Source organism: Amycolatopsis sp. cg5 (assembly GCF_041346955.1).
In the GTDB taxonomy this organism is placed as follows: domain Bacteria; phylum Actinomycetota; class Actinomycetes; order Mycobacteriales; family Pseudonocardiaceae; genus Amycolatopsis.
The window spans coordinates 6,392,669-6,413,701 of the sequence record NZ_CP166849.1; the positions used below are offsets into that span (position 1 = coordinate 6,392,669).

Here is a 21,033-nt window from a genome sequence, read left to right on the forward strand (position 1 = left end):
TGGTCTGGCACGATCGGGTCCGTGACTGTGACACGCCAGACGACACGGCGGACGACACGACGGTTCGGGCTGCTCGCGCTCACACTGATGCTGCTCGCGGGCTGCACGCCGGACTTGTCGGGTGAACCGCTGACCATCGCGGGCGGGGTGCCGGGTGGCGTCTACTCGAAGCTGGCCAAGTCACTGGCGGGGATCTGGCAGGGCGGTCTCGGGATGGCGACGACGCCGAACGTGCTGCCGTCGAACGGCTCTCGGGACAACCTCGGCCTGCTCGAGAGCCGTAAGGCCGATGTGGCGTTCAGCGCGGCCGATCTGACGACCGGGCACTCCGACCTGCGGGCGCTGGCCCGGATCTACGACGACTACCTGCACGTGGTCGTGCTCAGAAGTTCACATATCACGAAGATCGAGGACCTCAAGGACCGCACGGTCGCGGTCGGCTCGCCGGACTCGGGGGTCGCCTTCATCGCCACCAAGCTGCTCGCGCAGGCCGCGGTGCAGGCGAAGACGACACCGCTCAACCTGGATCCGGCGCTGGACGCACTCGCCACGGGCGGGGTCGACGCGGTGTTCTGGTCCGGCGGCCTGCCCACCGACGCGATCACCAGGGCGAACCAGCGGTCGCCGCTACGACTGCTCGATATCGGCGCCCAGATGGACAAGATGCGCGAGCTCAACGCCGTGTACCGCACCGCGACGATCCCGGCGTCGACCTATCCGCTGGGTGGTGGCCCGGTGACCACGCTGATCGTGCCGAACTACCTGGTCGTACGGGCGGACATGAGCCCCGATCTCGCCGAGGCGCTGGTGGCGAAGCTGTTCGACGCCGTCGGCGAGCTGAGCAACGTGAGCCCGGCCGCCCAGTCCATCGACGTCCATCCCGGTATCGAGACCATGCCGCTGGACCTCCATCCCGGCGCGCTCAGGTATTACCGCGATCGGAAGCCTTGACCGGGAGCTCGACGACCACGCGCAGGCCGCCACCGTCCGGTAACTCCAGCCGTACGCCGCCGCCCGCCAGCATGGCGATCTCGCTGACGATGGCGAGCCCCAGTCCCGAGCCGGGCACGTTCTGATGTGCGGGGCTGCGCCAGAACCGGTCGGCCGCGCGCTCGAGCTCGTCCGGGGGCAGGCCGGGACCGTGATCGCGGACGGCCAGCTCGACCACGGTCTCCGAGTCCTCGACCGAGATGTCGACGACCGAACCGGTTCCGGAGAACTTCAGCGCGTTGCCGATGAGGTTGTCCAGCACGACCTCCAGGCCGCGCGCCGGGGTCAGCACCGACAGGCCGTCACCAAGGCCGTGTGTTTCCAGCCGGACGCCTTCGGCCTTCGCGACGACCCGCCAGTCGGCCACCCGGTCGGCGACCGAGGTGTCCATGTCGACCACCACGAGTTCGCCTGCCGACGCCTCGGCCCTGGCCATCGACAGCAGGCCGTCGAGTATCTGGTTGAGCCGGTCGGCGTCGGCGACCGCCGCTTCGCGTTCTTCGTCGGCTTCCGGCGTGACCTGCCCTTCCAGGTTGCCCAGGCGCAGTTTGAGCGCCGTCAGCGGGTTGCGCAGCTGATGCGACGCGTCCGCGACGAAGGCGCGCTGCGCGTCGAGTGCCTCGCCGACGCTGGCGGCCATGCGGTCGAACGAGCTTTCGAGTTTCCGCAACTCCGGTGGCCCGCCGGCGGCGCCGACGAGTTCGACGTCCCGGCCGCTGACGACCGCGGCGACCAGTGACTCGGTCGCCTCGTCCAGCCGTTGCACCGGGCGCAGGATCCAGCGCACCACCGGCAGCGCGACCAGCAGCGCCAGGCTGAACGCCAGCACCGCGCCCGCCGCGATCACCGCCCAATAGCCCGCCAGCAGGCTGCGTGCTTTGTCGGTCGCCGACACGGTGACGACCGCGCCGCGGACCTCGCCGTCGATGAGGATCGGCTCGGCCAGCACGAGCGGGCTGTCGTCCCATGGCACGAGCGCGGTGTTCAGCTCAGGGCGTTTTCCCGCCAGCGCGGCGTCGATCTTCGAGGCGATCGCCGGATCCGACCGGTCGAAGGCCCCGGAGGCCGAACTCGTCGCGACGGCCGCGAGCTGCCGGTCCTGGGTGACGACGGCGATCGGGACGTCGTAGGTCCTGCTGTAGCGCTGGAGCTGGTCGTACAGCTCCCCCAGCCGGTTGTCGACGATGGGCCGCTGCGCGACCGAGGCGAACCGCGAGGTGTCGGTGAGCCGGTCGAGGAACAGCTCCTGCTGCACCCGGCCCGCGACGGCCAGCGCGAGCGGGACGCCGAGGCCGAACACGAGCAGCGCGACCAGTGACAGCACGATCGCCTGCAGTCTCAGGCGCATCGGGTCACTCCCGTTCCGGCTGCCCGGCCAGGCGGTAGCCGACCCCGCGCACCGTCTCGATCATCGCGGGGCGGCCGAGCTTGGTGCGCAGCGTGGCGATGTGGACGTCGAGCGAGCGGCTCTCCGCGGGCCCGCTGCGTCCCCAGACCTCGACCAGGACGTGCTCGCGGGTGCACACCGCGCCGCGGGCGGCGACGACCAGGGTGAGCACCTGGAACTCCTTGCGGGACAGGGAAACCACGGTGTCGCCGACGCGCACCTCGTGCCGGTCGAGGTCGACGTGCACGTCGTCGATGCGCACCACGCCGGTCGGGGCGGGCGACACGACGCCGCCGTCGCCGCGCCTGCGGCGGACCGCGTGGACCCTGGCGACGAGCTCCTCGACGTTGTACGGCTTGACGAGGTAGTCGTCGGCGCCGGCGCGCAACCCGAGAATCCGGTCTTCGACCTCGCCGCGCGCGGACACGACGATGACCGCGACGTCGCTGACCGCGCGGATCTGGCGGCACAGCACGATCCCGTCGACGTCGGGCAGGCCGAGGTCGAGCAGGACCACGTCGACCTCGTGCACCCGATCGAGCACCCCGGCGCCCGACGCGAGCCTGCGGATCACCAGCCCCCGGCGGACGAGCGCGGGCGTGAGGGCTCCGGCGACACGGTCGTCGTCCTCTACCAGCAATACCCGCAAGCCTTGTTCCCCTCCATGAGGCCGCCCGAGCGGGCGAACCGGTGACGGACCGTGACCGATCCAGATTACACCGGGTGTGACCCCGGTAACGTCGTCCGTTTCGCCGGACTAGGGTGATCAGTGGTGATGAGGGGGAACGATACGGACTTGAAACCCTAAGTGTGGGTCAAGCGGGCTTTACATCGAGTTCGGCGGGAGTAGGTTTCCGCCATCGCGTGCTCGCTCTCGTGGACAACCTAAGAACCAGCAAGGCTCGTGGAGGCCAGATGACCGCCGCGCCGACGGCGCCGCCGATGATCAGGGCAGATGCCGTGAACAAGTACTTCGGCGACCTGCATGTACTCAAGGAGATCAACCTCGAGGTGCCCCGTGGGCAGGTGGTGGTCGTGCTCGGGCCCTCCGGCTCGGGCAAGTCGACACTGTGCCGGGCGATCAACCGCCTGGAGCCGATCAACTCGGGCGAGATCGCCGTGGACGGCAAGCCATTGCCCGCCGAGGGCAAGGCGCTCGCCGCGCTGCGCGCGGACGTCGGCATGGTGTTCCAGTCGTTCAACCTGTTCGCGCACAAGACGATCGTCGAGAACGTGATGCTCGCACCGGTCAAGGTGCGCAAGACTGCGCAGGCCGACGCCCGCAAGACGGCGATGGAACTGCTGGAGCGGGTCGGCATCGCCAACCAGGCCGACAAGTACCCGGCCCAGCTCTCCGGCGGGCAGCAGCAGCGCGTGGCGATCGCCCGTGCGCTGGCCATGCGCCCGAAGGTGATGCTGTTCGACGAGCCGACCTCCGCGCTGGACCCCGAGATGGTCCAGGAGGTGCTCGACGTCATGACCAGCCTCGCGAAGGAGGGCATGACGATGCTGGTGGTCACGCACGAGATGGGCTTCGCCCGCCGTGCGGCCGACCGGGTCATCTTCATGGCCGACGGCGAGATCGTCGAAGACACCACCCCCGACGAGTTCTTCACCAAGCCGAAGTCGGACCGTGCCAAGGACTTCCTCGGCAAGATCCTGACCCACTGAGCGTGGTACCGCGGCGCACGCCGCACCGTCGAAACAAACAGGAGAGATTCACATGAGGATCCGCACCCTCGCGGTGGGACTGCTCGTCGGTGGTCTTGCGCTGACCGCCTGTGGCAAGGAAGGCACGCCGACCGACAAGCCCGCCGAGGGCCAGACCGGCAACGCCGCCACGCTGCCGGAGTACGTGGTCGCGCAGAACGTGGACGTCGCGGGCTCCGCGGCCTTCGCCAAGGCCAAGGGCGCCAAGAAGATCACCATCGGCGTCAAGGACGACCAGCCGGGTCTGGGCAAGAAGGACGCCACGACCGGGCAGTACTCCGGTTTCGACATCGAGATCGCGCGCATGGTCGCCGCCAGCCTCGGTTTCGGCAAGGACCAGATCGAGTACAAGGCCATCCCGTCGGCCAACCGCGAGCAGGCCATCACCAACGGTGACGTCGCCTACTACGTCGGCACGTACACGATCAACGACAAGCGCAAGGCGCAGATCTCCTTCGCGGGCCCGTACTTCCAGGCCGGCCAGGACCTGCTGATCCGCGCCGACGACACGTCGATCACCAGCAAGGACACCCTCAAGGGCAAGAAGGTCTGCTCGGTGACCGGCTCGACGCCGATCCAGAACGTGCGCACGCAGAAGCTGACCGAAGACGCGAACATCGTCGAGTTCCAGGGCTACTCGCAGTGCGTCGACAAGCTGCTGACCAAGGACGTCGACGCGGTCACCACCGACGACGCGATCCTCAAGGGCTTCGCCGCGCAGGACAAGAGCGCCATGAAGGTCATCGGCCAGCCGTTCACCAAGGAGCCGTACGGCATCGGGCTCGGCCACGACGACAAGGCGCTGCGCGACAAGATCAACGACACCCTGCAGAAGGCGCTGGACGACGGCACCTGGCAGAAGATCTACGACGCGACGCTCGGCAAGTCGGGTTCGACCGCGACCAAGCCGACCCTCGAGAAGTACTGACAGTCACGTCGCGGCCGGTGGATGAGTGCTGTCCACCGGCCGCGGTCGTATCCACCCACTCCTGAGAAGGAAGCAGCGGGGGCTCGATGAACGTCCTGCTCGACAATCTGGACCTCTTCGGTCCTTTCTTCCTCACCACGATCGAACTGTTCGCGCTCGCCGCGGTCGGCAGCCTGATCTTCGGCACCTTCCTGGCGATGCTGCGGGTGAGCCCGGTGCCGGTGTTCCGCGCGTTCGGCACCGCCTACGTGACCATCGTCCGCAACACCCCGCTGACCCTGGTCTTCCTCTTCATGGTCTTCGCCTTCCCGCTGCTGAAGGTCGTCAAGCTGGACTACTTCACCGCCGCGGTGGTCGCGCTGACGGTCTACACCTCGGCCTTCATCTGCGAGGTGGTCCGCTCGGGGATCAACACCGTCCCGGTCGGCCAGGCCGAGGCGGCCCGCGCGCTCGGCCTGACCTTCACCCAGATCCTGGGCCAGATCGTGCTGCCGCAGGCGCTGCGTTCGGTGGTCCCGCCGTTGATCAGCACCCTGATCGCGCTGCTGAAGAACACGACCATCGCGGCCGGGTTCTCGGTCGCCGAAGCCGGCGCGATCCGGCAGTACCTGTCCGAGCGCGGTGAGAACCAGCTGGTCGGGCTGCTCTGGGTGGCGCTCGGCTTCATCATCCTGGTTTCCGTGCTGTCCGTCGTCCAGCGCAGCCTGGAGAAGCGCTGGAGCGTGGCCCGATGAGCAACGTCCTGTTCGACATCCCCGGCCCGAAGGCGCGGCTGCGCTACCGGGCGTTCGCGGTGATCGGCGTCGTGGCCGTGGTCGCGCTGATCGCGTTCGTCGTCTACCGCTTCTACGACAGCGGCCAGTTCGCGCCGAGCAAGTGGGAATGGCTGGAGTACTCGCAGGTTCAGGAAGACCTGCTGAGCGCCACCTGGTTCACGATCAAGGCGTTCGGCGCCGGCGCGGTGCTGGCGCTGATCTTCGGCGCGATCTTCGCCGCCGGGCGCCTGTCGGACCACGCGTGGCTGCGCGGCATCTCGGGCGTCGTGGTCGAGTTCTTCCGTGCGATCCCGCTGCTGGTCCTGATGTTCCTGTTCTACTACGGCCTGCCGATCGCGGGCGTCCAGACGACCCCGTTCCTCGCCGTCGTGCTGGGCCTGATGCTGTACAACGGCTCGGTGCTCGCGGAGATCTTCCGCGCCGGCATCCAGTCGCTGCCGCGCGGGCAGTCCGAAGCGGCGTACGCGCTGGGCATGCGCAAGACCCGCGTGATGATCTCGGTGCTGCTGCCGCAGGCGATCAGGGCGATGCTGCCGACGATCATCAGCCAGCTGGTGGTGCTGCTGAAGGACACCGCGCTCGGCTTCCTGATCACGTACCAGGAACTGTTGTACTACGCCAAGTTCATCGGCTCGCAGGGTGACTTCGCCCGGCCGATCGTGCCGTCGACGCTCGTGGTCGGCGCGATCTACGTGGTGATGTGCCTGCTGCTGACGGCGCTGGCGAACTACCTGGAGAAGCGCAACCGCCGCAACAAGAAGGTCATCAAGACCTCCGCCAAGAACACGGGCGTCATCGTCCTGACCGGTGACGCCGGCGGCGCTGCTGGTGGCGCGGCCTGACCGCTCGTACTCGAACAAAAAAGGGGCGCATCCACGAAGTTCGCGGATGCGCCCCTTTTTGGGTACTAGCGCTGGACCTGAAGTCCCATGTTCGTGGCGTATTCCCCACCGGCACACGCCGTCGTGGAGAACTTGCCCTTGCCGATCCAGTTGCCGTAGTACGGACCGCGCCCGTCACACCAGATCAGCACCCGATGCGCTTTGACCGCCGCGTCGTTGGTGCAGTACGAGTACGCGGTGCCGCCGCCCTGTTCCGGGTCATACGGATTGCGCCCGGCCGAACAGTACGGCTCGGTTACGGTCTCAGTCGCCGCGCTCGCGATCGGCGCGCCGGACAGCAGACCCGCGGCCGCCAAGGAAATGGCCGCAGCACTCATCACGAATTTCTTCACGGATTTCTCCCCTTCGACACACTGCCACCCCAACGGCAGTTCCCCACCATGATCGCCAGAGCGTCCGTTAATCTCATACCGCCAGTTGAGTGATCACCGGCGTTTCAAGAATGCTTGAAATCGTGTCACAGGCAGATGAGCCGCTTGGGCCTGTCGAAGGGCGGAACTCTGGGCTAACGTCCGCATCATGGCTGGTCGGGAGCGAGTCGGACACGACACCATCCTGTCCGTGCTGCCGGGCCTGGCCGGCAAGTCCGTGCTGGTCGTGGGCTGCGGGGACGGTCACCACCCTCGGCTGTTCCGCCGAGCGGGAGCCTCGCGGGTCATGGGCGTGGACGCCTCACAGGAGCTGATCGCCATCGCCCAGCGTGCCGAAGAGCGGGACCCGCTGGGCATCTCCTACGAGATCCACGCGACGGCAAGGCTGCCGAGAATGGGCGTCTTCGACTTCGTGACGGTCACTTGGCCTACCGGGCAGCCCGACACCGACGCGATCGTCGCGCGCCTTTCGCCGAATGTGAAACCCGGCGCGCGGCTGGTCATTCTGTCGCCACTTCCGGAACTCGAACCCGCTTTCACGCGGGCGGGCTATCGCGTCCTCGAATCCGATCAGGATTTCTTGGTATTGGAGTCGTGAGCGTTCCGGGCGGTTAGAACCGCCCGCAACGCTCACGACCAATTCCGCCATGTCATGGGGGAAAGGTCGACGGCGACCTCGGCGACCCGTCGGCCGGTCTCGGTGTTGATGCCCTTGAGCGCGGAATCGATCCATTCCTGCACGCGCGCGACACCGATGTCGCGATATTCGACAGCCTGCAGCAACATTTCGAGCTTGTCGGCGTCGCGGGCGCAGCGGGATTCCGGGGTCTCGGCCGCTTCGTATTCGGCGACGGCGTCGCGGACCGACTTCTTGGCGCGCTCGGGGAGGTTCGCGGTCTGGTCGGCCGTGATCTGGCGCGGGTCGGGCTTGGTGAGGTACGGCCTGGCGGTGTGCGGGAGGTCGCCGGTGCGGGTCTCCTGTGTGTCGTGCCAGAGCGCGAGGTAAGCGGCGCGCGCGGGATCGGCGCCCTCTTCGGCCGCGAGCAGCCCGGCCAGCTGCGCGACGCGCATGCTGTGCTCGGCCACCGATTCGGGATCGCGCACCCCGGCCTGCCACCATCCGGCCCGCCGGATCCGCTTCAGGATCCCCAGTTCGTACCCGAAAGCCGCCAGCGCTTCGTCCGACACGTCTCTCCTCAGGGCTTGGCTTCTGTGGCAGCGATGTAATCACGGAGTGCGTCGCGGGACCGGGTGAGCGTGTCGATCTGCTCGTCGATCCCTTTGAGCCGGGTGCGCAGCACGTCGAGCAGCTCCGCGCACGGCTCGAGTTCGGGCGCCGCGCCGGAGACGCAGGGCTGGAGGTAGCCGATGTCCTGGGTCGACAGGCCGGCGTCGAGCAGCTTCCGGATCTGGACCACGGTCAGCACGGCGTCGTCGGCGTACTCGCGATAGCCGCTGGAACGGCGGACGGGTTCGAGCAGCCCCTGCGCCTCGTAGTAGCGCAGCTGGTGCGGCCGGACGCCGGTGCGCCGGCTCAACTCCCCGATCAGCACGCGCTTCCCCCTTGACCTTCACACCGGTATGAACCTTCAAGATTCTGCCATGGCATTCGATCCACACGCGTTGCTCGCCGAGAGCAGGCTCGGTGTACTGGCGACGATCAAGCGCGACGGCCGCCCCCAGCTTTCTCCCGTGCTTCCGTTCTACGACAAGGAGAACGGCGTCATCCACGTGTCGATGCGCGAGGGGCTGGTCAAGACCGTCAACCTGCGCCGCGACCCGCGCGCCACGCTCGAAGTCACCAGCCCGGACGGCGGGTCGTGGGCGACCGCCGAGGGCACCGCGACGCTCATCGGCCCCGGCACCGACCCGCACGGCCCCGAGGTCGAGGCGCTGGTGGACTACTACCGCACCGCCGCAGGCGAGCATCCGGACTGGGCCGAGTACCGGGCGACGATGGTGGCCGACCGCCGGGTGCTCATGACGATGACCGTCGACCACGTCTACGGCGCCAAGATCTCGTGAGTGTTTTCGCCGGTTAGAACCGGCCGTACCACTCACGACTTCTGGAGCGAGCCGAGGCAGCGCTCCGCCTGGGCACGCAGCGCGGCGGCGAGTTCCGGCGGGCCGCTCACCAGCGTGAAGCCGACGTTGACCGAGGTGATCATCCAGACCAGGTCGGCCGGTGTCTCGGCGCCGACGTGGAAGAGGCACGTCCGCGCGTCGATCGCCTCGACGACGCCCATGCCCGGCCAGACGCGCTCGACCAGCGCTTCCGCGGACTCGTGCAGCAGCACGGTCGCCTGGTATCCCCAGGTCTTCGACGAAAGCTGATGCGAGACGTAGGTGGCGGCGTCGCCCTCCGGTGGCTCGCGGGGCGGGAAGCGGGGGCCGGTCGGGGTGCGCGGGACGAGGCGGTCGACGCGGAAGGTGCGCCAGTCCTCGCGGTCGGTGTCCCAGGCGACGAGGTACCAGTGCCTGCCGTAGTTGACCAGGCTGTGCGGCTCGGTCGTGCGGACCGAAACACCGGTGCGCGGGCTGGTGTAGTCGAAGCGCAGCCGTTCGCGGCGGCGGCAGGCGTCGGCGATCGCCATCAGCGTGTCCGGGGCGACCGGCGGGCCCGCGGCGCCGATGCGGACCGTGGCCGTCTGGAGTGTGTTGACACGGTGACGCAGGCGGGGCGGCAGCACCTGCTCCAACTTCGCCAACGCGCGCAACGCCGTCTCCTCGATGCCGGTGACCGAGGTCGACGTGCGCAGGCTGACCGCGACGGCGATCGCCTCGTCGTCGTCGAGCAGCAGCGGCGGGAGCGACGCGCCCGCGCCGAGCTGGTAGCCCGCGGCGCCCTGGGTGGCGTGGACCGGGTAGCCGAGCTCGCGCAGGCGGTCGACGTCGCGGCGGACCGTGCGCGTCGTGACGCCGAGGCGGTCGGCGAGGTCGGCGCCGGACCAGTCGCGGTGGGTCTGCAGCAGCGAAAGCAGCTTGAGCAACCGGGCTGAGGACATGGCCCAAGATTGCCACACGCTTAGGACCGAAACTGTCCTAAGCACGCCATAGCGTCTCCGTCATGGAGAACTTCCGCATCGACATCCCGCAGGCCAAGCTCGACGAGCTCCACACCAGGCTGGCGAACACCCGCTGGCCGGACGAGCTGCCGGACGTCGGCTGGAGCCACGGCATCCCGGTCTCGTCCGTGCGACGGCTCGCCGAGCGCTGGCGGACCGGCTACGACTGGCGGGCCTGGGAACGCGAGCTCAACGCCTATCCGCAGTTCGTCACCGAGATCGACGGGCAGTGCGTGCATTTCCTGCACATCCGGTCGGCGAACGAGCAGTCGTTGCCGTTGCTGCTGTTGCACGGCTGGCCGTCGTCCTTTGTGGAGTTCCTCGACGTCATCGAGCCGCTGTCGCGAGACTTCCACCTGGTCATCCCGTCCTACCCCGGTTTCGCTTTCTCCGGGCCGACCCAGCTGCCGGGACAAGGCGGTATCGAGAGCTACGCCGAGGTGATCGCGGCGCTGATGTCCGGCCTCGGCTACCAGCGGTACGGCGTGGCGGGCGGTGACGTCGGGTCGTTCGTCGGGCCGATGCTGGGACGGATCGACACCGAGCACGTGGCCGGCGTGTACGTCACCGGGCTGATCACGCTGACCGACGAGGTGGTGGCCGGCTTCCGCGAGGTCGGCGGCTACGCGGCGATCCAGTCGACCAGGCCGCAGACGCTGGCCTTCGGCATGCACGACTCCCCCGCCGCGCTGCTGGCGTGGATCGCCGACATCTTCCACCTCTTCGCGAAGGAGCCGATCGACGACGACCGGCTGCTCACCACCGTGATGCTCTACTGGCTCACCGGGACGTTCGCCTCGTCGACGCGCCTCTACCGCGAGTCCGCGGTCTGGGGCGCGGAGCCCGACGACTCGGGCGTGCCGACCGCGTGCGCGGTGTTCCCCGGTGACAACACCGACCGGGAGACAGCGGAGCGGCAGAACACCATGGTGCACTGGTCGGAGTTCGATCGCGGCGGGCACTTCGCCGCGATGGAGGCGCCGGACCTGCTGGCCGGCGACATCCGCGAGTTCTTCGGGAAGCTGCGATGACCAGGCTCAGCACACGCACGCTCAACCGCACGACATTCGAGCGGCAGCTGCTGCTCGAACGCGCGGACCTGTCCACAGTGGACGCGACGGAGCGGCTGCTCGGGCTCAACGCGCAAGGCCCGAACCTGCCCTACCTCGCGCTGTGGAACCGGCTGCGCGACTTCGAGATCAAGGACCTCACCGCGGCCATCGAGGACGGCTCGCTCGTCCGGTCGACGCTGATGCGCGCCACCCAGCACCTGCTTTCGGTCGCGGACTTCCGCCTGATCCGCCCGGCCGTGGCTCCCCTGCTGGTCCGCGTGCAGCGCAACGCGTGGGGCAAGTCCACTGTGGGCATCGACCTCGACGCGCTCGTCGCCGACGCCAGGCGTCTGCTCGCCGAAGGCCCGCTGACCAGGCCCCAGCTCGGCAAACGGCTCGCCGAATCCCGGCCGGGCGCCGACCCGACCGCGCTCGGCTGGACCGTGCAGTACCTGGAGCCCCTCGTGCACCCGGCGCCGAGCGGCACCTGGAACGTCCACGGCGCGACGCCGTTCGCCAGTGCGGAGTGGACCGGTGCCACCGGGAAGACCGACCTGCCCGAGATGATCAGGCGCTACCTGGCCGCGTTCGGCCCGGCGAGTGTCTCGGACGCAAGGGCCTGGTCAGGCGTTGGCGGCTTGAAGGAGGTCTTCGAAGAGATGCGGCCCGAGCTGCGGACCTACACCGACGAGAACGGGCGGGAGTTGTTCGACCTGCCGGACGCGACCTTGGCGTCGGCGGACCTTCCGGCGCCGGTGCGGCTGGTTCCCGACTTCGACGCGCCGCTGCTGGCCTTCGCCGACCGGACCAGGGTCATGACCGACGAGGTCCGCAAAGCGGTCTGCATCGGCGCTTCGGTCGCGGCGACGGTGCTGGTCGACGGCACGGTCGCGGCGAAGTGGTCGACCAAGAAGACCAAGGATTCCGTCGAGCTGACGGTGGAACCACTGCGTCTGCTGTCCAAAGTGGAGCGCGCCGCGATCGAAGCCGAGGCCGCGCGCTTGCTGGCCTTCACGGAACCCGGCCTGAAAGGGGTCGTGAGTGGTATGACCGGTTAGAACCGGCCATACCACTCACGAGTCCGTTAACCCCGTCGGAAAAGCTTGTTGCCGAGCCAGACGATGGGGTCGTACTTGCGGTCGGCGACGCGCTCCTTCATCGGAATGAGCGCGTTGTCCGTGATGTGGATGCCCTCGGGGCACACATCGCTGCAGCACTTGGTGATGTTGCAGTAGCCGAGGCCGTGTTCCTCCTGCGCCTCGTCACGACGGTCCGCGACGTCCAAGGGGTGCATCTCGAGCTCCGCGATCCGCATCAGGTACCGCGGGCCCGCGAAGTTCTCCTTGTTCTCCTCGTGGTCGCGCACCACGTGACAGGTGTTCTGGCACAGGAAGCACTCGATGCACTTGCGGAACTCCTGCGAGCGCTCGACGTCCACCTGCTGCATCCGGTACTCGCCGGGCTTCAGGTCCGGCGGCGGGGTGAACGACGGGATCTCGCGGGCCTTGGTGTAGTTGAACGAAACGTCCGTCACCAGGTCCCTGATCACCGGGAAGGTGCGCATCGGGGTCACCGTGATGACCTCGTCCTCGGTGAAGGTCGACATCCGCGTCATGCACAGCAGGCGCGGCTTGCCGTTGATCTCCGCCGAGCAGGATCCGCACTTGCCGGCCTTGCAGTTCCACCGGACCGCGAGGTCGGGGGTCTGCGTGGCCTGCAGCCGGTGCAGGATGTCCAGCACGACCTCGCCCTCGTTGACCTCGACCTTGTAGTCCTGCAGCTCGCCGTCGTCGGAGTCGCCTCGCCAGACCCGGAAGCTCGCCTTGTAGCTCATTTCTCGGTCCTTCCGGGGTGCGCGGCCAGCTCTTCGTCGGTGTAGTACTTCGCCACCTCGGAAAGCTCGAAGAGCTCCAGCAGGTCCTCACGCATGGGCAGCTGCGGCTTCGGGGTGACGGTCACGTCCGGCACCACCGGGTTGTCACCGTCGGACGCGCTGCAGACGAGCAACGTGTTGCGCCAGGTCGAGTCCATGGCCGGGAAGTCGTCGCGGGTGTGCCCGCCACGGCTTTCCGTGCGCGCCAGCGCCGCCTTCGCGACGCATTCGCTGACGAGCAGCATGTTGCGCAGGTCGACGGCGAGGTGCCAGCCGGGGTTGAACTGCCGGTGGCCTTCGACGACCACGCGCAGCACCCGCGCGCGGATCTCTTCCAGCTTGACCAGCGCCTGCTCGATCTCCTCCGCCTTGCGGATGATGCCGACCAGGTCGTTCATCGACTGCTGCATCTCGGTGTGCAGGGTGTACGGGTTCTCTTCGACGCCGTCTGCGGGCGGGTCGAACGGCGCGAGCGCCATCTTCGCCGCAGCGTCCACATCGGACTGACGCGCCACCGGGCGCTTCTCGAGACCGCCCACATAGGACGCCGCGCCGAGGCCGGCGCGCCTGCCGAACACCAGCAGGTCCGACAGCGAGTTGCCGCCGAGCCGGTTGGAGCCGTGCATGCCGCCGGAGCACTCGCCCGCCGCGAAGAGCCCGGGAACGCTGGCCGCCGCGGTGTCCGGGTCGACCTCGATCCCGCCCATCACGTAGTGGCAGGTGGGCCCGACCTCCATCGGCTCCTTGGTGATGTCGACGTCGGCCAGCTCCTTGAACTGGTGGTACATCGACGGAAGCCGCTTCTTGATCTCCTCGGCGGGCAGGCGCGAGGCGATGTCGAGGAACACACCGCCGTGCGGCGATCCCCGGCCCGCCTTGACCTCCGAGTTGATCGCGCGGGCGACCTCGTCACGCGGGAGCAGGTCCGGCGTGCGCCGGTTCTCCTCCTGGTCGGTGTACCAGCGGTCGGCCTCTTCCTCGGTCTCCGCGTACTGCCCCTTGAAGACCTCGGGCACGTACTCGAACATGAAGCGCTTGTCCTCGGTGTTCTTGAGGACACCACCGTCGCCGCGCACGCCTTCGGTGACCAGGATCCCCTTCACCGAGGGCGGCCAGACCATGCCCGTCGGGTGGAACTGGATGAACTCCATGTTGATCAGGTTCGCGCCGGCGCGCAGCGCCAGCGCGTGCCCGTCACCCGTGTACTCCCACGAGTTCGAGGTCACCTTGAACGACTTGCCGATACCGCCGGTCGCGAGCACCACGGCTGGCGTCTCGAACAGGATGAACCTGCCGCTTTCGCGCCAGTAGCCGAAAGCGCCGGAGATCCGGCCGTCGTCGGTGAGCAGCTCGGTGATCGTGCACTCGGCGAACACCTTGATCCGGGCTTCGTAGTCGCCCGTCTCCTTGAAGTCCTCCTGCTGCAGCGAAACGATCTTCTGCTGCATGGTGCGGATCAGCTCGAGGCCGGTCCGGTCACCGACGTGCGCGAGCCTCGGGTAGGTGTGGCCGCCGAAGTTGCGCTGGCTGATCCGGCCGTCGGCGGTGCGGTCGAACAGCGCGCCGTAGGTCTCCAGCTCCCAGACTCGGTCGGGCGCCTCCCTGGCGTGCAGCTCGGCCATCCGCCAGTTGTTGAGGAACTTCCCGCCGCGCATGGTGTCGCGGAAGTGCACCTGCCAGTTGTCGTTCGAGTTCGCGTTGCCCATCGAGGCCGCGCAGCCGCCCTCGGCCATGACCGTGTGCGCCTTGCCGAACAGCGACTTGCACACCACCGCGACGCTGTAGCCGCGTTCCCTGGCTTCGATGACCGCGCGCAGCCCGGCGCCACCGGCACCGATCACCACGACGTCGTAATTGAGCCGTTCCACTTCGGTCATTTAAAAAGCCACCTCAAAGCGCTTTGACGCCGTTGTCAGAAAAGAAATCAATTGATGAACCGCAGATCCGTCAGCGCTCCACTGGCGACCAGCATCACGTAGAGGTCGGTCAACGTGAGCGTGCCGAGCGTGGTCCAGGCGAGTGCCATGTGGCGCGTGTTGAGCGCGCTGACCTTCGTCCAGATCCAGTACCGGACCGGGTGCTTGGAGAAATGCTTCAGCCTGCCGCCGGTGACGTGCCGGCACGAGTGGCAGGAAAGCGTGTACGCCCACAACAGGATCACGTTGCCCAGCAAAATGATGTTGCCGAGGCCGAACCCGAAACCGCCGGTCGAACCGTGGAACGCGGTGATCGCGTCGTAGGTGTTGATCACGGAGACGACCACGGCCGCGTAGAAGAAGTAGCGGTGGGCGTTCTGGATGATCAACGGCAGCCGGGTCTCTCCGGTGTACTTCGCGTGCGGTTCCGCGACCGCGCAGGCGGGCGGGGACAACCAGATCGAGCGGTAGTAGGCCTTGCGGTAGTAGTAGCAGGTGAGCCGGAAGCCGAGCAGGAACGGCAGCACGACGAAACCGAGTGGGATGAATCCCGGCAGTTCGCCGAACGGGGTGCCGAAATGGCTCGACCCCGGCACACAGGACTCACTGAGGCACGGGGAATAGAACGGGGTCAGATAGTGGTATTCGGGGACCCAGTACGCCGTGCGCACAAAGGACCTGATCGTCGCGTAAACGACGAAGGTGGCCAGCCCCAGCGTGGTGAGCAGGGGCGGGAGCCACCATCGGTCCGTGCGCAGCGTGCGCCAGGGGATCTTCGCGCGGGTCGGCGCGTGTACCCCGGTGCCCACTCGGCCGGCCTCGTTGCCGGCGGGGGCGCTCACGCCTGATCGCGCTTGTAGCCGCCGACGCCTTCGTCATCGGCTCCATGCCACAGTGAGGGGTCATATGGGGTGTCCGGCACTTTGACTCGTTCCTCCGACTTGCTCTGGGTGGGAACGGAGGGTTCACACGAGTCCATGTCCGCGGCGTCGATGTCGAGCCGTTCGACGTCGTTCGCGAGCCTGCGCACGGCCGAAGCGTCGCCGTAGCGAGCGCGGAGCGTGCCGACACACTGCCTGAGTTGCCCGATGGTGCGGCGAAGTTCCGCGATCTCTGTGGTGGACATCGTGCCTCCGATAATCAGTTCGCTGCAGGCGCCTGAGCGCTATACCGACTCTGCACTGCGTTGTGCAGTGTGACAAGTAGCACACGGGCGAGCCGGGACGTGATCGGGGTCACGTTTCCGGGCGTTCTGAATCGATTTTGACTCGATCTTTCCTGGCAGGTACTGTGTGCGTTGTCACGACCGTCTTTCACGACCGTGCGCGACGCCAAAGGCGCCGTCCGCCGGACCACCACAGAAGTGATCCGATGCGGAGAGTTCCATGAGCAGTTCCCGAATCCATCCTGTCATCGCGGACGTCACGGCGCGTATCGCCGAGCGGAGCGCAGCGACGCGCTCCGCCTATCTCGAACGCATCGACGCCGCCTACGCCGAAGGGCCCCAGCGCCGCGGGCTCGCGTGCAGCAACCTGGCACACGGCTTCGCCGCCGTCGAGGGCGTCGACCGCGACGCGTTGCGCGCGCTGCGCAAGCCGAACGTCGCGATCGTGTCCTCCTACAACGAAATGCTGTCCGCGCACCAGCCGCTCGGCGAGTACCCGGCCTGGCTGAAGAAGGCCGCGGCCGGCAACGGCGGCGTCGCCCAGTTCGCCGGCGGCGTGCCCGCCATGTGCGACGGCGTCACCCAGGGCCGCGCCGGCATGGAGCTGTCCATGTTCAGCCGCGAGGTGATCGCGATGTCGACCGCGATCGCGCTGTCCCACGACATGTTCGACTCGACGCTGCTGCTGGGCGTCTGCGACAAGATCGTGCCCGGCCTGCTGATCGGCGCGCTGTCGTTCGGGCACCTGCCCGCGATCCTGGTCCCGGCCGGTCCGATGGAAAGCGGCCTGCCGAACAAGGAGAAGGCCCGCGTCCGCCAGCTGTACGCCGAGGGCCTCGCGACGCGCGAAGAGCTGCTCGACGCCGAGGCCGCGTCGTATCACTCCGTCGGCACCTGCACCTTCTACGGCACGGCCAACTCGAACCAGATGGTCGTCGAGGTGATGGGCCTGCACCTGCCCGGCGCGAGCTTCGTGCAGCCTCGCACCGCCTTGCGCCGCGCGCTGACCGAAGAGGCGGGCCGCCGTGCGGTCACCATCGCGCGCGGCGAGGAGTACACCCCGCTCGGCCGGGTCATCGACGAGAAGTCCGTGGTCAACGGCGTGATCTCGCTGCTGGCCACAGGTGGCTCGACCAACCACACGATGCACCTGGTCGCCATCGCGGCCGCCGCGGGCATTCAGCTGACCTGGGACGACTTCACCGATCTGTCGGCCGTCGTCCCGCTGCTGGCGCGGGTGTACCCGAACGGCAGCGCCGACATCAACCACTTCCACGCGGCGGGCGGGATCCAGTTCCTCGTCGGCACGCTGCTCGACGCCGGGCTGCTGCACGAAGACGTCCGCACGGTCGTCGGGGACGGGCTGAACCGCTACCGCCAGGAGCCGATCCTCGACGACGGCGAGCTGATCTGGCGTGACGTGCCGACGCACAGTCTCGACGAGGACGTGCTGCGCCCGGCGTGGCGGCCGTTCGCCTCGGACGGCGGGCTGCGCATGGTTTCCGGCAACCTCGGCCGCGCGGTGATCAAGGTCTCGGCGGTGGCTTCGGACCGTCGCAAGGTCGAGGCGCCCGCGCGCGTGTTCACCACGCAGGAGGCGTTCACCGAGGCGTTCAAGGCGGGCGAGCTGAACCGCGACGTCGTGGTCGTCGTCCGCAACCAGGGCCCGCGCGCCAACGGGATGCCCGAGCTGCACAAGCTGATCCCCGCGCTCGGCGTGCTGATGGACCGCGGTCACCAGGTCGCGCTGCTCACCGACGGCCGCATGTCCGGCGCGTCCGGCAAGGTGCCCGCCGCGATCCAGCTGACCCCGGAGGCGGCGGCCGGTGGCCCGCTCGCGAAGATCGCGGACGGCGACCTGATCCGGCTCGACGCGGACTCTGGCGTGCTCGAGGCACTGGTGAGCGATCATGTGCTCGCGGAGCGTGAACTGGTGGACGGGCCGCCCGACGAGGCATCCTGGGTCGGCACCGGGCGCGAGCTGTTCGGCATCCTGCGCCGCGCGGTCGGCCCCGCCGACCAGGGCGCCGGTGTGTTCGGGCCGCTGACGCCCGAACATTTCGGCACGCCAGTACACACGAACATGTTGGAGGTTAAGTGAGCACCGGAGCGGACCTGCTCGACCTGTCCCCCGTGATGCCCGTCGTCGTGGTGTCCGATGTGGACGACGCGGTGCCGGTGGCCAGCGCGCTGCTCGCGGGCGGGATCAGGGTGATCGAGCTGACGCTGCGGACGCCGGTCGCGCTCGCCTCGATCGAGCGGGTGGCGAACGAGGTCCCCGACATCGTCATCGGCGCGGGCACGGTCACCGCGCCCGACCACGCGAAGCAGGCTGCGGACGCGGGCGCCTCGTTCCTGGTCACACCGGGCGTCACCGACCAGGTGCTCGACGCCTGCTTCGACACCGGGCTGCCGTTCCTCCCCGGCGCGAGCACGGTGTCCGAAGCGATGCGACTGGCCGAGCGCGGCGTGACGGCGCTGAAGTTCTTCCCCGCGGAAGCGAGCGGCGGCGTCGACTACCTGAAGTCGATCGGCGGCCCGTTGCCCGGCCTGCGCTTCTGCCCGACCGGCGGCATCACCGTCAAGACCGCGCCGACGTACCTGGCGCTGCCCAACGTCGGCTGCATCGGCGGCTCCTGGCTCACCCCCAAGGATGCCTTGGCCGCCAAGGACTTCGCGCGCATCGAAGCCTTCGCGCGCGAAGCCTCCTCCCTCCGCGACTGAGAACCCGGGATAAAGCCCGCTAAACTCCCGGGGATAAAGCAGGCTTTATCCCCGGGAGTAAAGCCCGCTTTATCCCGGCCTTTTAGCCGACGGCGGTGCCTTCGAGCTCGACGAGCTGGCCTGGGATCGCCAGGCGCGTCACGCCGAGCATCGTGGTGGACGGCGCGACGCCGGCCGCGCCCAGCCGCGCGGCCAGCACGCCGTAGTGCTGGAAGAGCAGGTCGACGTCGGTCGTGTAGACGTTGAGGCGCACCAGGTTCGCGAGCGACATGCCCGCCTCGGCGAGCACGGCGTCGAGGTTGTCGAGGCTCAGCGTCACCTGGCCCGCCATGTCGCCTTCGCACTCGGGCTTGCCCTCGCCGCTCATCGCGGTCTGCCCCGAGCAGTACAACGTGCGGGTGTGCCCGGACACCAGCTCGCCCTGATTGAATCCCAGCTCCGCCGACCACGTGACCGGGTTGACGGCCGTTCTCTCCACTGCCACTTCAGCTCCATTCGGTTCAGTGGCAGCAAGCCTCGCAACCTATATACGACATCCTGTGTCGTGTATTCCGGTAGATTTCGCCGCATGCGCGCCGACCGGTTGGTCTCGCTGGTGCTGCTCTTGCGCCAGCGCGGGCGGCTGTCCGCGACCGCGCTCGCCCGCGAGCTGGAAGTGTCCACCCGCACCGTGCTGCGTGACATCGAAGCGTTGTCCGCGGCGGGCGTTCCGGTCTACGCCGAGCGCGGCAGGAACGGCGGTTTCGCTCTGCTGCCCGGTTTTCAGACCGAACTCACCGGGCTGAGTCACGACGAGGCGCTCGCGCTGCTGGTCGCCGGTTCGCGGCGGGGCGCGCAGGTGTTCGGCCTCGGCTCGGCGCTCGCTTCGGCCGTGCTGAAGGTGGTCGACGCGCTGCCGGAGGGTTACCGGGACACCGCGGCGGGAGCGGCGCGGCGGTTGCTTGTCGACCCGGAGATCGACCTGCTCTCCCGCCGGGTGGACGCCGAAGAGGTGCCCGACGCCGTGGTGACCGAGGTCCGCCGCGCGGTCTTCTCGGGGCACAAGCTGCGCATCCGGTACGCGGCCGTCGACCAGGCCCCGAAGTGGCGCACCGTGGATCCGATCGGCCTGGTCACCGTGCGCGGTCAGGGTTATCTGCTGGCCACGAGGTCCGGCGAGGACCGCACCTACCGGCTGGCGAGGATCACGGCCGCCGAAGAACTCGACGAACCCGCGGAGCGACCCGACCGCGTCGATCTGGATCGTGCCTGGCAGGACCGCAGCACCCGGTTCCGCACCGGCGGCGACCAGGTCGCCGTGCTGGTCAGAGTGCACCCGGCGCGGCGCGAAGAACTGGTGACGACCGCGCTAGCCGTCCACGCCGAGGAAGCCGGCGCGGACGGCTGGCTGCGGCTCGACGTGACCTTCCAAGATCCGAGACACGCCGAATGGGCCTTGTGGCAACTCGGCACGCAGGCGGAAGCTCTTGCCCCGCTCTGGCTGCGCACCTCGTTGCGCGACCGCGCCGCCGCGGTCGCGTCCTGCTACGGGGTGGTTCAGCCGAACATGCCGACTTCGTAGTCACCGGCGGGCTGCTGAACGGTGACGTTGATCCGGTTGTAGGCGTTGATCAGCGCGATCAGGCCGGTCAGCGCCACGAGCTGGTCCTCGTCGTAGTGCTTGGCGGCGTTGGCCCAGACCTCGTCGCTGACGCCGGCGGAGTCGGCGACGCGGGTGGCCTGCTCGGTCAGCTCCAGCGCGGCACGCTCGGCATCGGTGAAGACCTTGGCCTCGCGCCAGCCCGCGACCATGTGCAGGCGCTGCGCGGTCTCACCGGCGTGCGCGGCCTCCTTGGTGTGCATGTCGAGGCAGAACCCGCAGCCGTTGATCTGGCTGGCGCGGATCTTCACGAGCTCCTGGGTGGCGTGCGGCAGTCCCGAGTCGGCCAGCACCTTGCCCGCGGAGTTGATGTACTTCATGAACTTGCCTGCGACGGGGTTGGCGAAGACGTTCAGGCGGGCTTCCATGATGTTCTCCTTGCCGTGGTGACGGATACACAGCGTTGACGGGTCGGACCCCTCGATTTGTGACAGCCTCGCGAGTGACCTGCGTCACGGAGGCGTGAGACATAAGTAAGGAATGTCACGCCGGGCCGAAAGATGCGGCATCCGGGTCGTTCGCGACCGAACGATGG

General features: G+C 68.2%; 24 protein-coding genes. 12 read left to right on the plus strand and 12 right to left on the minus strand.

The window, feature by feature from the left end:
* The first annotated feature begins 21 nt into the window (after nt 1-21).
* Complete coding sequence (locus tag AB5J62_RS28435; RefSeq protein ID WP_370942987.1) at nt 22-951, plus strand: TAXI family TRAP transporter solute-binding subunit; 930 nt, start codon at nt 22-24, stop codon at nt 949-951.
* On the opposite strand, the gene AB5J62_RS28440 is transcribed toward AB5J62_RS28435, so the two are convergent.
* Both AB5J62_RS28440 and AB5J62_RS28445 read right to left on the minus strand, forming a co-directional pair.
* Nucleotides 923-2,338: a sensor histidine kinase gene (locus AB5J62_RS28440; RefSeq protein ID WP_370942988.1), complete on the minus strand. Its 1,416-nt coding sequence runs from the start codon at nt 2,336-2,338 to the stop codon at nt 923-925. The two genes, AB5J62_RS28435 and AB5J62_RS28440, sit on opposite strands and share 29 nt — an antisense overlap.
* A 4-nt stretch (nt 2,339-2,342) precedes the next feature.
* Nucleotides 2,343-3,026, minus strand: coding sequence for a response regulator transcription factor (locus AB5J62_RS28445; protein WP_370942989.1), 684 nt, complete (start codon nt 3,024-3,026; stop codon nt 2,343-2,345).
* Nucleotides 3,027-3,319: 293 nt separating this feature from the next.
* Here AB5J62_RS28445 and AB5J62_RS28450 point away from each other — a divergent pair, with 293 nt between their 5' ends.
* From AB5J62_RS28450 to AB5J62_RS28465, 4 genes are all read left to right on the plus strand, one after another.
* Complete coding sequence (locus AB5J62_RS28450) at nt 3,320-4,048, plus strand: amino acid ABC transporter ATP-binding protein (RefSeq protein ID WP_370950365.1); 729 nt, start codon at nt 3,320-3,322, stop codon at nt 4,046-4,048.
* A 52-nt stretch (nt 4,049-4,100) separates the two neighbouring features.
* Nucleotides 4,101-5,015, plus strand: coding sequence for a glutamate ABC transporter substrate-binding protein (locus AB5J62_RS28455; protein WP_370942990.1), 915 nt, complete (start codon nt 4,101-4,103; stop codon nt 5,013-5,015).
* A gap of 86 nt (nt 5,016-5,101) precedes the next feature.
* Complete coding sequence (locus AB5J62_RS28460; RefSeq protein ID WP_370942991.1) at nt 5,102-5,749, plus strand: amino acid ABC transporter permease; 648 nt, start codon at nt 5,102-5,104, stop codon at nt 5,747-5,749.
* A complete protein-coding gene (locus AB5J62_RS28465) occupies nt 5,746-6,633 on the plus strand; it encodes an amino acid ABC transporter permease (protein WP_370942992.1) in 888 nt (295 codons plus the stop codon). The genes AB5J62_RS28460 and AB5J62_RS28465 overlap by 4 nt, the downstream gene beginning before the upstream one ends.
* A gap of 65 nt (nt 6,634-6,698) precedes the next feature.
* Here the strand turns inward: AB5J62_RS28465 and AB5J62_RS28470 are convergent, their stop codons facing one another.
* Nucleotides 6,699-7,025 carry a hypothetical protein gene (locus AB5J62_RS28470; RefSeq protein WP_370942993.1) on the minus strand — a complete coding sequence of 109 codons (327 nt, stop codon included), beginning with the start codon at nt 7,023-7,025 and terminating at the stop codon, nt 6,699-6,701.
* 187 nt (nt 7,026-7,212) lie between these two features.
* On the opposite strand from AB5J62_RS28470, the gene AB5J62_RS28475 reads away from it, so the two are divergent.
* Nucleotides 7,213-7,662, plus strand: a complete 450-nt coding sequence (locus tag AB5J62_RS28475) for a class I SAM-dependent methyltransferase (protein ID WP_370942994.1) — start codon at nt 7,213-7,215, stop codon at nt 7,660-7,662.
* 32 nt (nt 7,663-7,694) lie between these two features.
* Here AB5J62_RS28475 and AB5J62_RS28480 read toward each other — a convergent pair whose 3' ends face one another.
* Nucleotides 7,695-8,252, minus strand: coding sequence for an HD family hydrolase (locus tag AB5J62_RS28480; RefSeq protein WP_370942995.1), 558 nt, complete (start codon nt 8,250-8,252; stop codon nt 7,695-7,697).
* Between the two features lie 8 nt (nt 8,253-8,260).
* Entirely contained in the window at nt 8,261-8,617 is a 357-nt protein-coding gene (locus AB5J62_RS28485; protein WP_370942996.1) for a MerR family transcriptional regulator, read from the minus strand.
* Nucleotides 8,618-8,666: 49 nt separating this feature from the next.
* Between AB5J62_RS28485 and AB5J62_RS28490 the strand changes: the two genes are divergently transcribed.
* Nucleotides 8,667-9,089, plus strand: a complete 423-nt coding sequence (locus AB5J62_RS28490) for a PPOX class F420-dependent oxidoreductase (protein WP_370942997.1) — start codon at nt 8,667-8,669, stop codon at nt 9,087-9,089.
* A gap of 32 nt (nt 9,090-9,121) precedes the next feature.
* Here the strand turns inward: AB5J62_RS28490 and AB5J62_RS28495 are convergent, their stop codons facing one another.
* Nucleotides 9,122-10,069 (minus strand): helix-turn-helix transcriptional regulator, encoded by a 948-nt coding sequence (locus AB5J62_RS28495; protein WP_370942998.1) that lies wholly within the window; start codon nt 10,067-10,069, stop codon nt 9,122-9,124.
* A 62-nt stretch (nt 10,070-10,131) separates the two neighbouring features.
* Here AB5J62_RS28495 and AB5J62_RS28500 point away from each other — a divergent pair, with 62 nt between their 5' ends.
* Both AB5J62_RS28500 and AB5J62_RS28505 read left to right on the plus strand, forming a co-directional pair.
* Entirely contained in the window at nt 10,132-11,160 is a 1,029-nt protein-coding gene (locus AB5J62_RS28500) for an epoxide hydrolase family protein (RefSeq protein ID WP_370942999.1), read from the plus strand.
* A complete protein-coding gene (locus tag AB5J62_RS28505) occupies nt 11,157-12,239 on the plus strand; it encodes a winged helix DNA-binding domain-containing protein (protein ID WP_370943000.1) in 1,083 nt (360 codons plus the stop codon). The genes AB5J62_RS28500 and AB5J62_RS28505 overlap by 4 nt, the downstream gene beginning before the upstream one ends.
* Before the next feature lie 26 nt (nt 12,240-12,265).
* On the opposite strand, the gene AB5J62_RS28510 is transcribed toward AB5J62_RS28505, so the two are convergent.
* Genes AB5J62_RS28510 through AB5J62_RS28525 form a run of 4 tightly spaced genes read right to left on the minus strand, consistent with a single transcriptional unit; the run spans nt 12,266 to nt 16,096 of the window.
* Complete coding sequence (locus AB5J62_RS28510) at nt 12,266-13,015, minus strand: succinate dehydrogenase/fumarate reductase iron-sulfur subunit (protein WP_370943001.1); 750 nt, start codon at nt 13,013-13,015, stop codon at nt 12,266-12,268.
* Nucleotides 13,012-14,931 (minus strand): fumarate reductase/succinate dehydrogenase flavoprotein subunit, encoded by a 1,920-nt coding sequence (locus AB5J62_RS28515; protein WP_370943002.1) that lies wholly within the window; start codon nt 14,929-14,931, stop codon nt 13,012-13,014. The genes AB5J62_RS28510 and AB5J62_RS28515 overlap by 4 nt, the downstream gene beginning before the upstream one ends.
* A gap of 47 nt (nt 14,932-14,978) precedes the next feature.
* Nucleotides 14,979-15,812 (minus strand): hypothetical protein, encoded by an 834-nt coding sequence (locus tag AB5J62_RS28520; RefSeq protein ID WP_091296294.1) that lies wholly within the window; start codon nt 15,810-15,812, stop codon nt 14,979-14,981.
* A complete protein-coding gene (locus tag AB5J62_RS28525) occupies nt 15,809-16,096 on the minus strand; it encodes a hypothetical protein (protein ID WP_370943003.1) in 288 nt (95 codons plus the stop codon). The genes AB5J62_RS28520 and AB5J62_RS28525 overlap by 4 nt, the downstream gene beginning before the upstream one ends.
* A gap of 259 nt (nt 16,097-16,355) precedes the next feature.
* Between AB5J62_RS28525 and edd the strand changes: the two genes are divergently transcribed.
* Together edd and eda are read left to right on the plus strand one after the other, a co-directional pair.
* Complete coding sequence (edd, locus tag AB5J62_RS28530) at nt 16,356-18,236, plus strand: phosphogluconate dehydratase (protein WP_370943004.1); 1,881 nt, start codon at nt 16,356-16,358, stop codon at nt 18,234-18,236.
* Nucleotides 18,233-18,859: a bifunctional 4-hydroxy-2-oxoglutarate aldolase/2-dehydro-3-deoxy-phosphogluconate aldolase gene (gene eda, locus AB5J62_RS28535; protein ID WP_370943005.1), complete on the plus strand. Its 627-nt coding sequence runs from the start codon at nt 18,233-18,235 to the stop codon at nt 18,857-18,859. Before edd ends, eda begins: the two co-directional genes overlap by 4 nt.
* A gap of 82 nt (nt 18,860-18,941) precedes the next feature.
* Here eda and AB5J62_RS28540 read toward each other — a convergent pair whose 3' ends face one another.
* Nucleotides 18,942-19,337 carry a RidA family protein gene (locus tag AB5J62_RS28540; RefSeq protein ID WP_370950366.1) on the minus strand — a complete coding sequence of 132 codons (396 nt, stop codon included), beginning with the start codon at nt 19,335-19,337 and terminating at the stop codon, nt 18,942-18,944.
* A gap of 90 nt (nt 19,338-19,427) precedes the next feature.
* Between AB5J62_RS28540 and AB5J62_RS28545 the strand changes: the two genes are divergently transcribed.
* Complete coding sequence (locus AB5J62_RS28545; protein ID WP_370943006.1) at nt 19,428-20,420, plus strand: helix-turn-helix transcriptional regulator; 993 nt, start codon at nt 19,428-19,430, stop codon at nt 20,418-20,420.
* On the opposite strand, the gene AB5J62_RS28550 is transcribed toward AB5J62_RS28545, so the two are convergent.
* Nucleotides 20,396-20,866: a carboxymuconolactone decarboxylase family protein gene (locus tag AB5J62_RS28550; protein ID WP_370943007.1), complete on the minus strand. Its 471-nt coding sequence runs from the start codon at nt 20,864-20,866 to the stop codon at nt 20,396-20,398. The genes AB5J62_RS28545 and AB5J62_RS28550 overlap by 25 nt on opposite strands.
* Between the last annotated feature and the right edge of the window lie 167 nt (nt 20,867-21,033).

What these genes read in the sequence shown, in the direction of transcription:
- AB5J62_RS28440 (WP_370942988.1), bottom strand. Translation starts at nt 2,338, where the DNA reads ATGCGCCTGAGACTGCAGGCGATCGTGCTGTCACTGGTCGCGCTGCTC.
- AB5J62_RS28450 (WP_370950365.1), top strand. Translation starts at nt 3,320, where the DNA reads ATGATCAGGGCAGATGCCGTGAACAAGTACTTCGGCGACCTGCATGTA.
- AB5J62_RS28455 (WP_370942990.1), top strand. Translation starts at nt 4,101, where the DNA reads ATGAGGATCCGCACCCTCGCGGTGGGACTGCTCGTCGGTGGTCTTGCG.
- AB5J62_RS28460 (WP_370942991.1), top strand. Translation starts at nt 5,102, where the DNA reads ATGAACGTCCTGCTCGACAATCTGGACCTCTTCGGTCCTTTCTTCCTC.
- AB5J62_RS28465 (WP_370942992.1), top strand. Translation starts at nt 5,746, where the DNA reads ATGAGCAACGTCCTGTTCGACATCCCCGGCCCGAAGGCGCGGCTGCGC.
- AB5J62_RS28475 (WP_370942994.1), top strand. Translation starts at nt 7,213, where the DNA reads ATGGCTGGTCGGGAGCGAGTCGGACACGACACCATCCTGTCCGTGCTG.
- AB5J62_RS28490 (WP_370942997.1), top strand. Translation starts at nt 8,667, where the DNA reads ATGGCATTCGATCCACACGCGTTGCTCGCCGAGAGCAGGCTCGGTGTA.
- AB5J62_RS28495 (WP_370942998.1), bottom strand. Translation starts at nt 10,069, where the DNA reads ATGTCCTCAGCCCGGTTGCTCAAGCTGCTTTCGCTGCTGCAGACCCAC.
- AB5J62_RS28500 (WP_370942999.1), top strand. Translation starts at nt 10,132, where the DNA reads ATGGAGAACTTCCGCATCGACATCCCGCAGGCCAAGCTCGACGAGCTC.
- AB5J62_RS28505 (WP_370943000.1), top strand. Translation starts at nt 11,157, where the DNA reads ATGACCAGGCTCAGCACACGCACGCTCAACCGCACGACATTCGAGCGG.
- AB5J62_RS28510 (WP_370943001.1), bottom strand. Translation starts at nt 13,015, where the DNA reads ATGAGCTACAAGGCGAGCTTCCGGGTCTGGCGAGGCGACTCCGACGAC.
- AB5J62_RS28515 (WP_370943002.1), bottom strand. Translation starts at nt 14,931, where the DNA reads ATGACCGAAGTGGAACGGCTCAATTACGACGTCGTGGTGATCGGTGCC.
- AB5J62_RS28525 (WP_370943003.1), bottom strand. Translation starts at nt 16,096, where the DNA reads ATGTCCACCACAGAGATCGCGGAACTTCGCCGCACCATCGGGCAACTC.
- edd (WP_370943004.1), top strand. Translation starts at nt 16,356, where the DNA reads ATGAGCAGTTCCCGAATCCATCCTGTCATCGCGGACGTCACGGCGCGT.
- AB5J62_RS28545 (WP_370943006.1), top strand. Translation starts at nt 19,428, where the DNA reads ATGCGCGCCGACCGGTTGGTCTCGCTGGTGCTGCTCTTGCGCCAGCGC.
- AB5J62_RS28550 (WP_370943007.1), bottom strand. Translation starts at nt 20,866, where the DNA reads ATGGAAGCCCGCCTGAACGTCTTCGCCAACCCCGTCGCAGGCAAGTTC.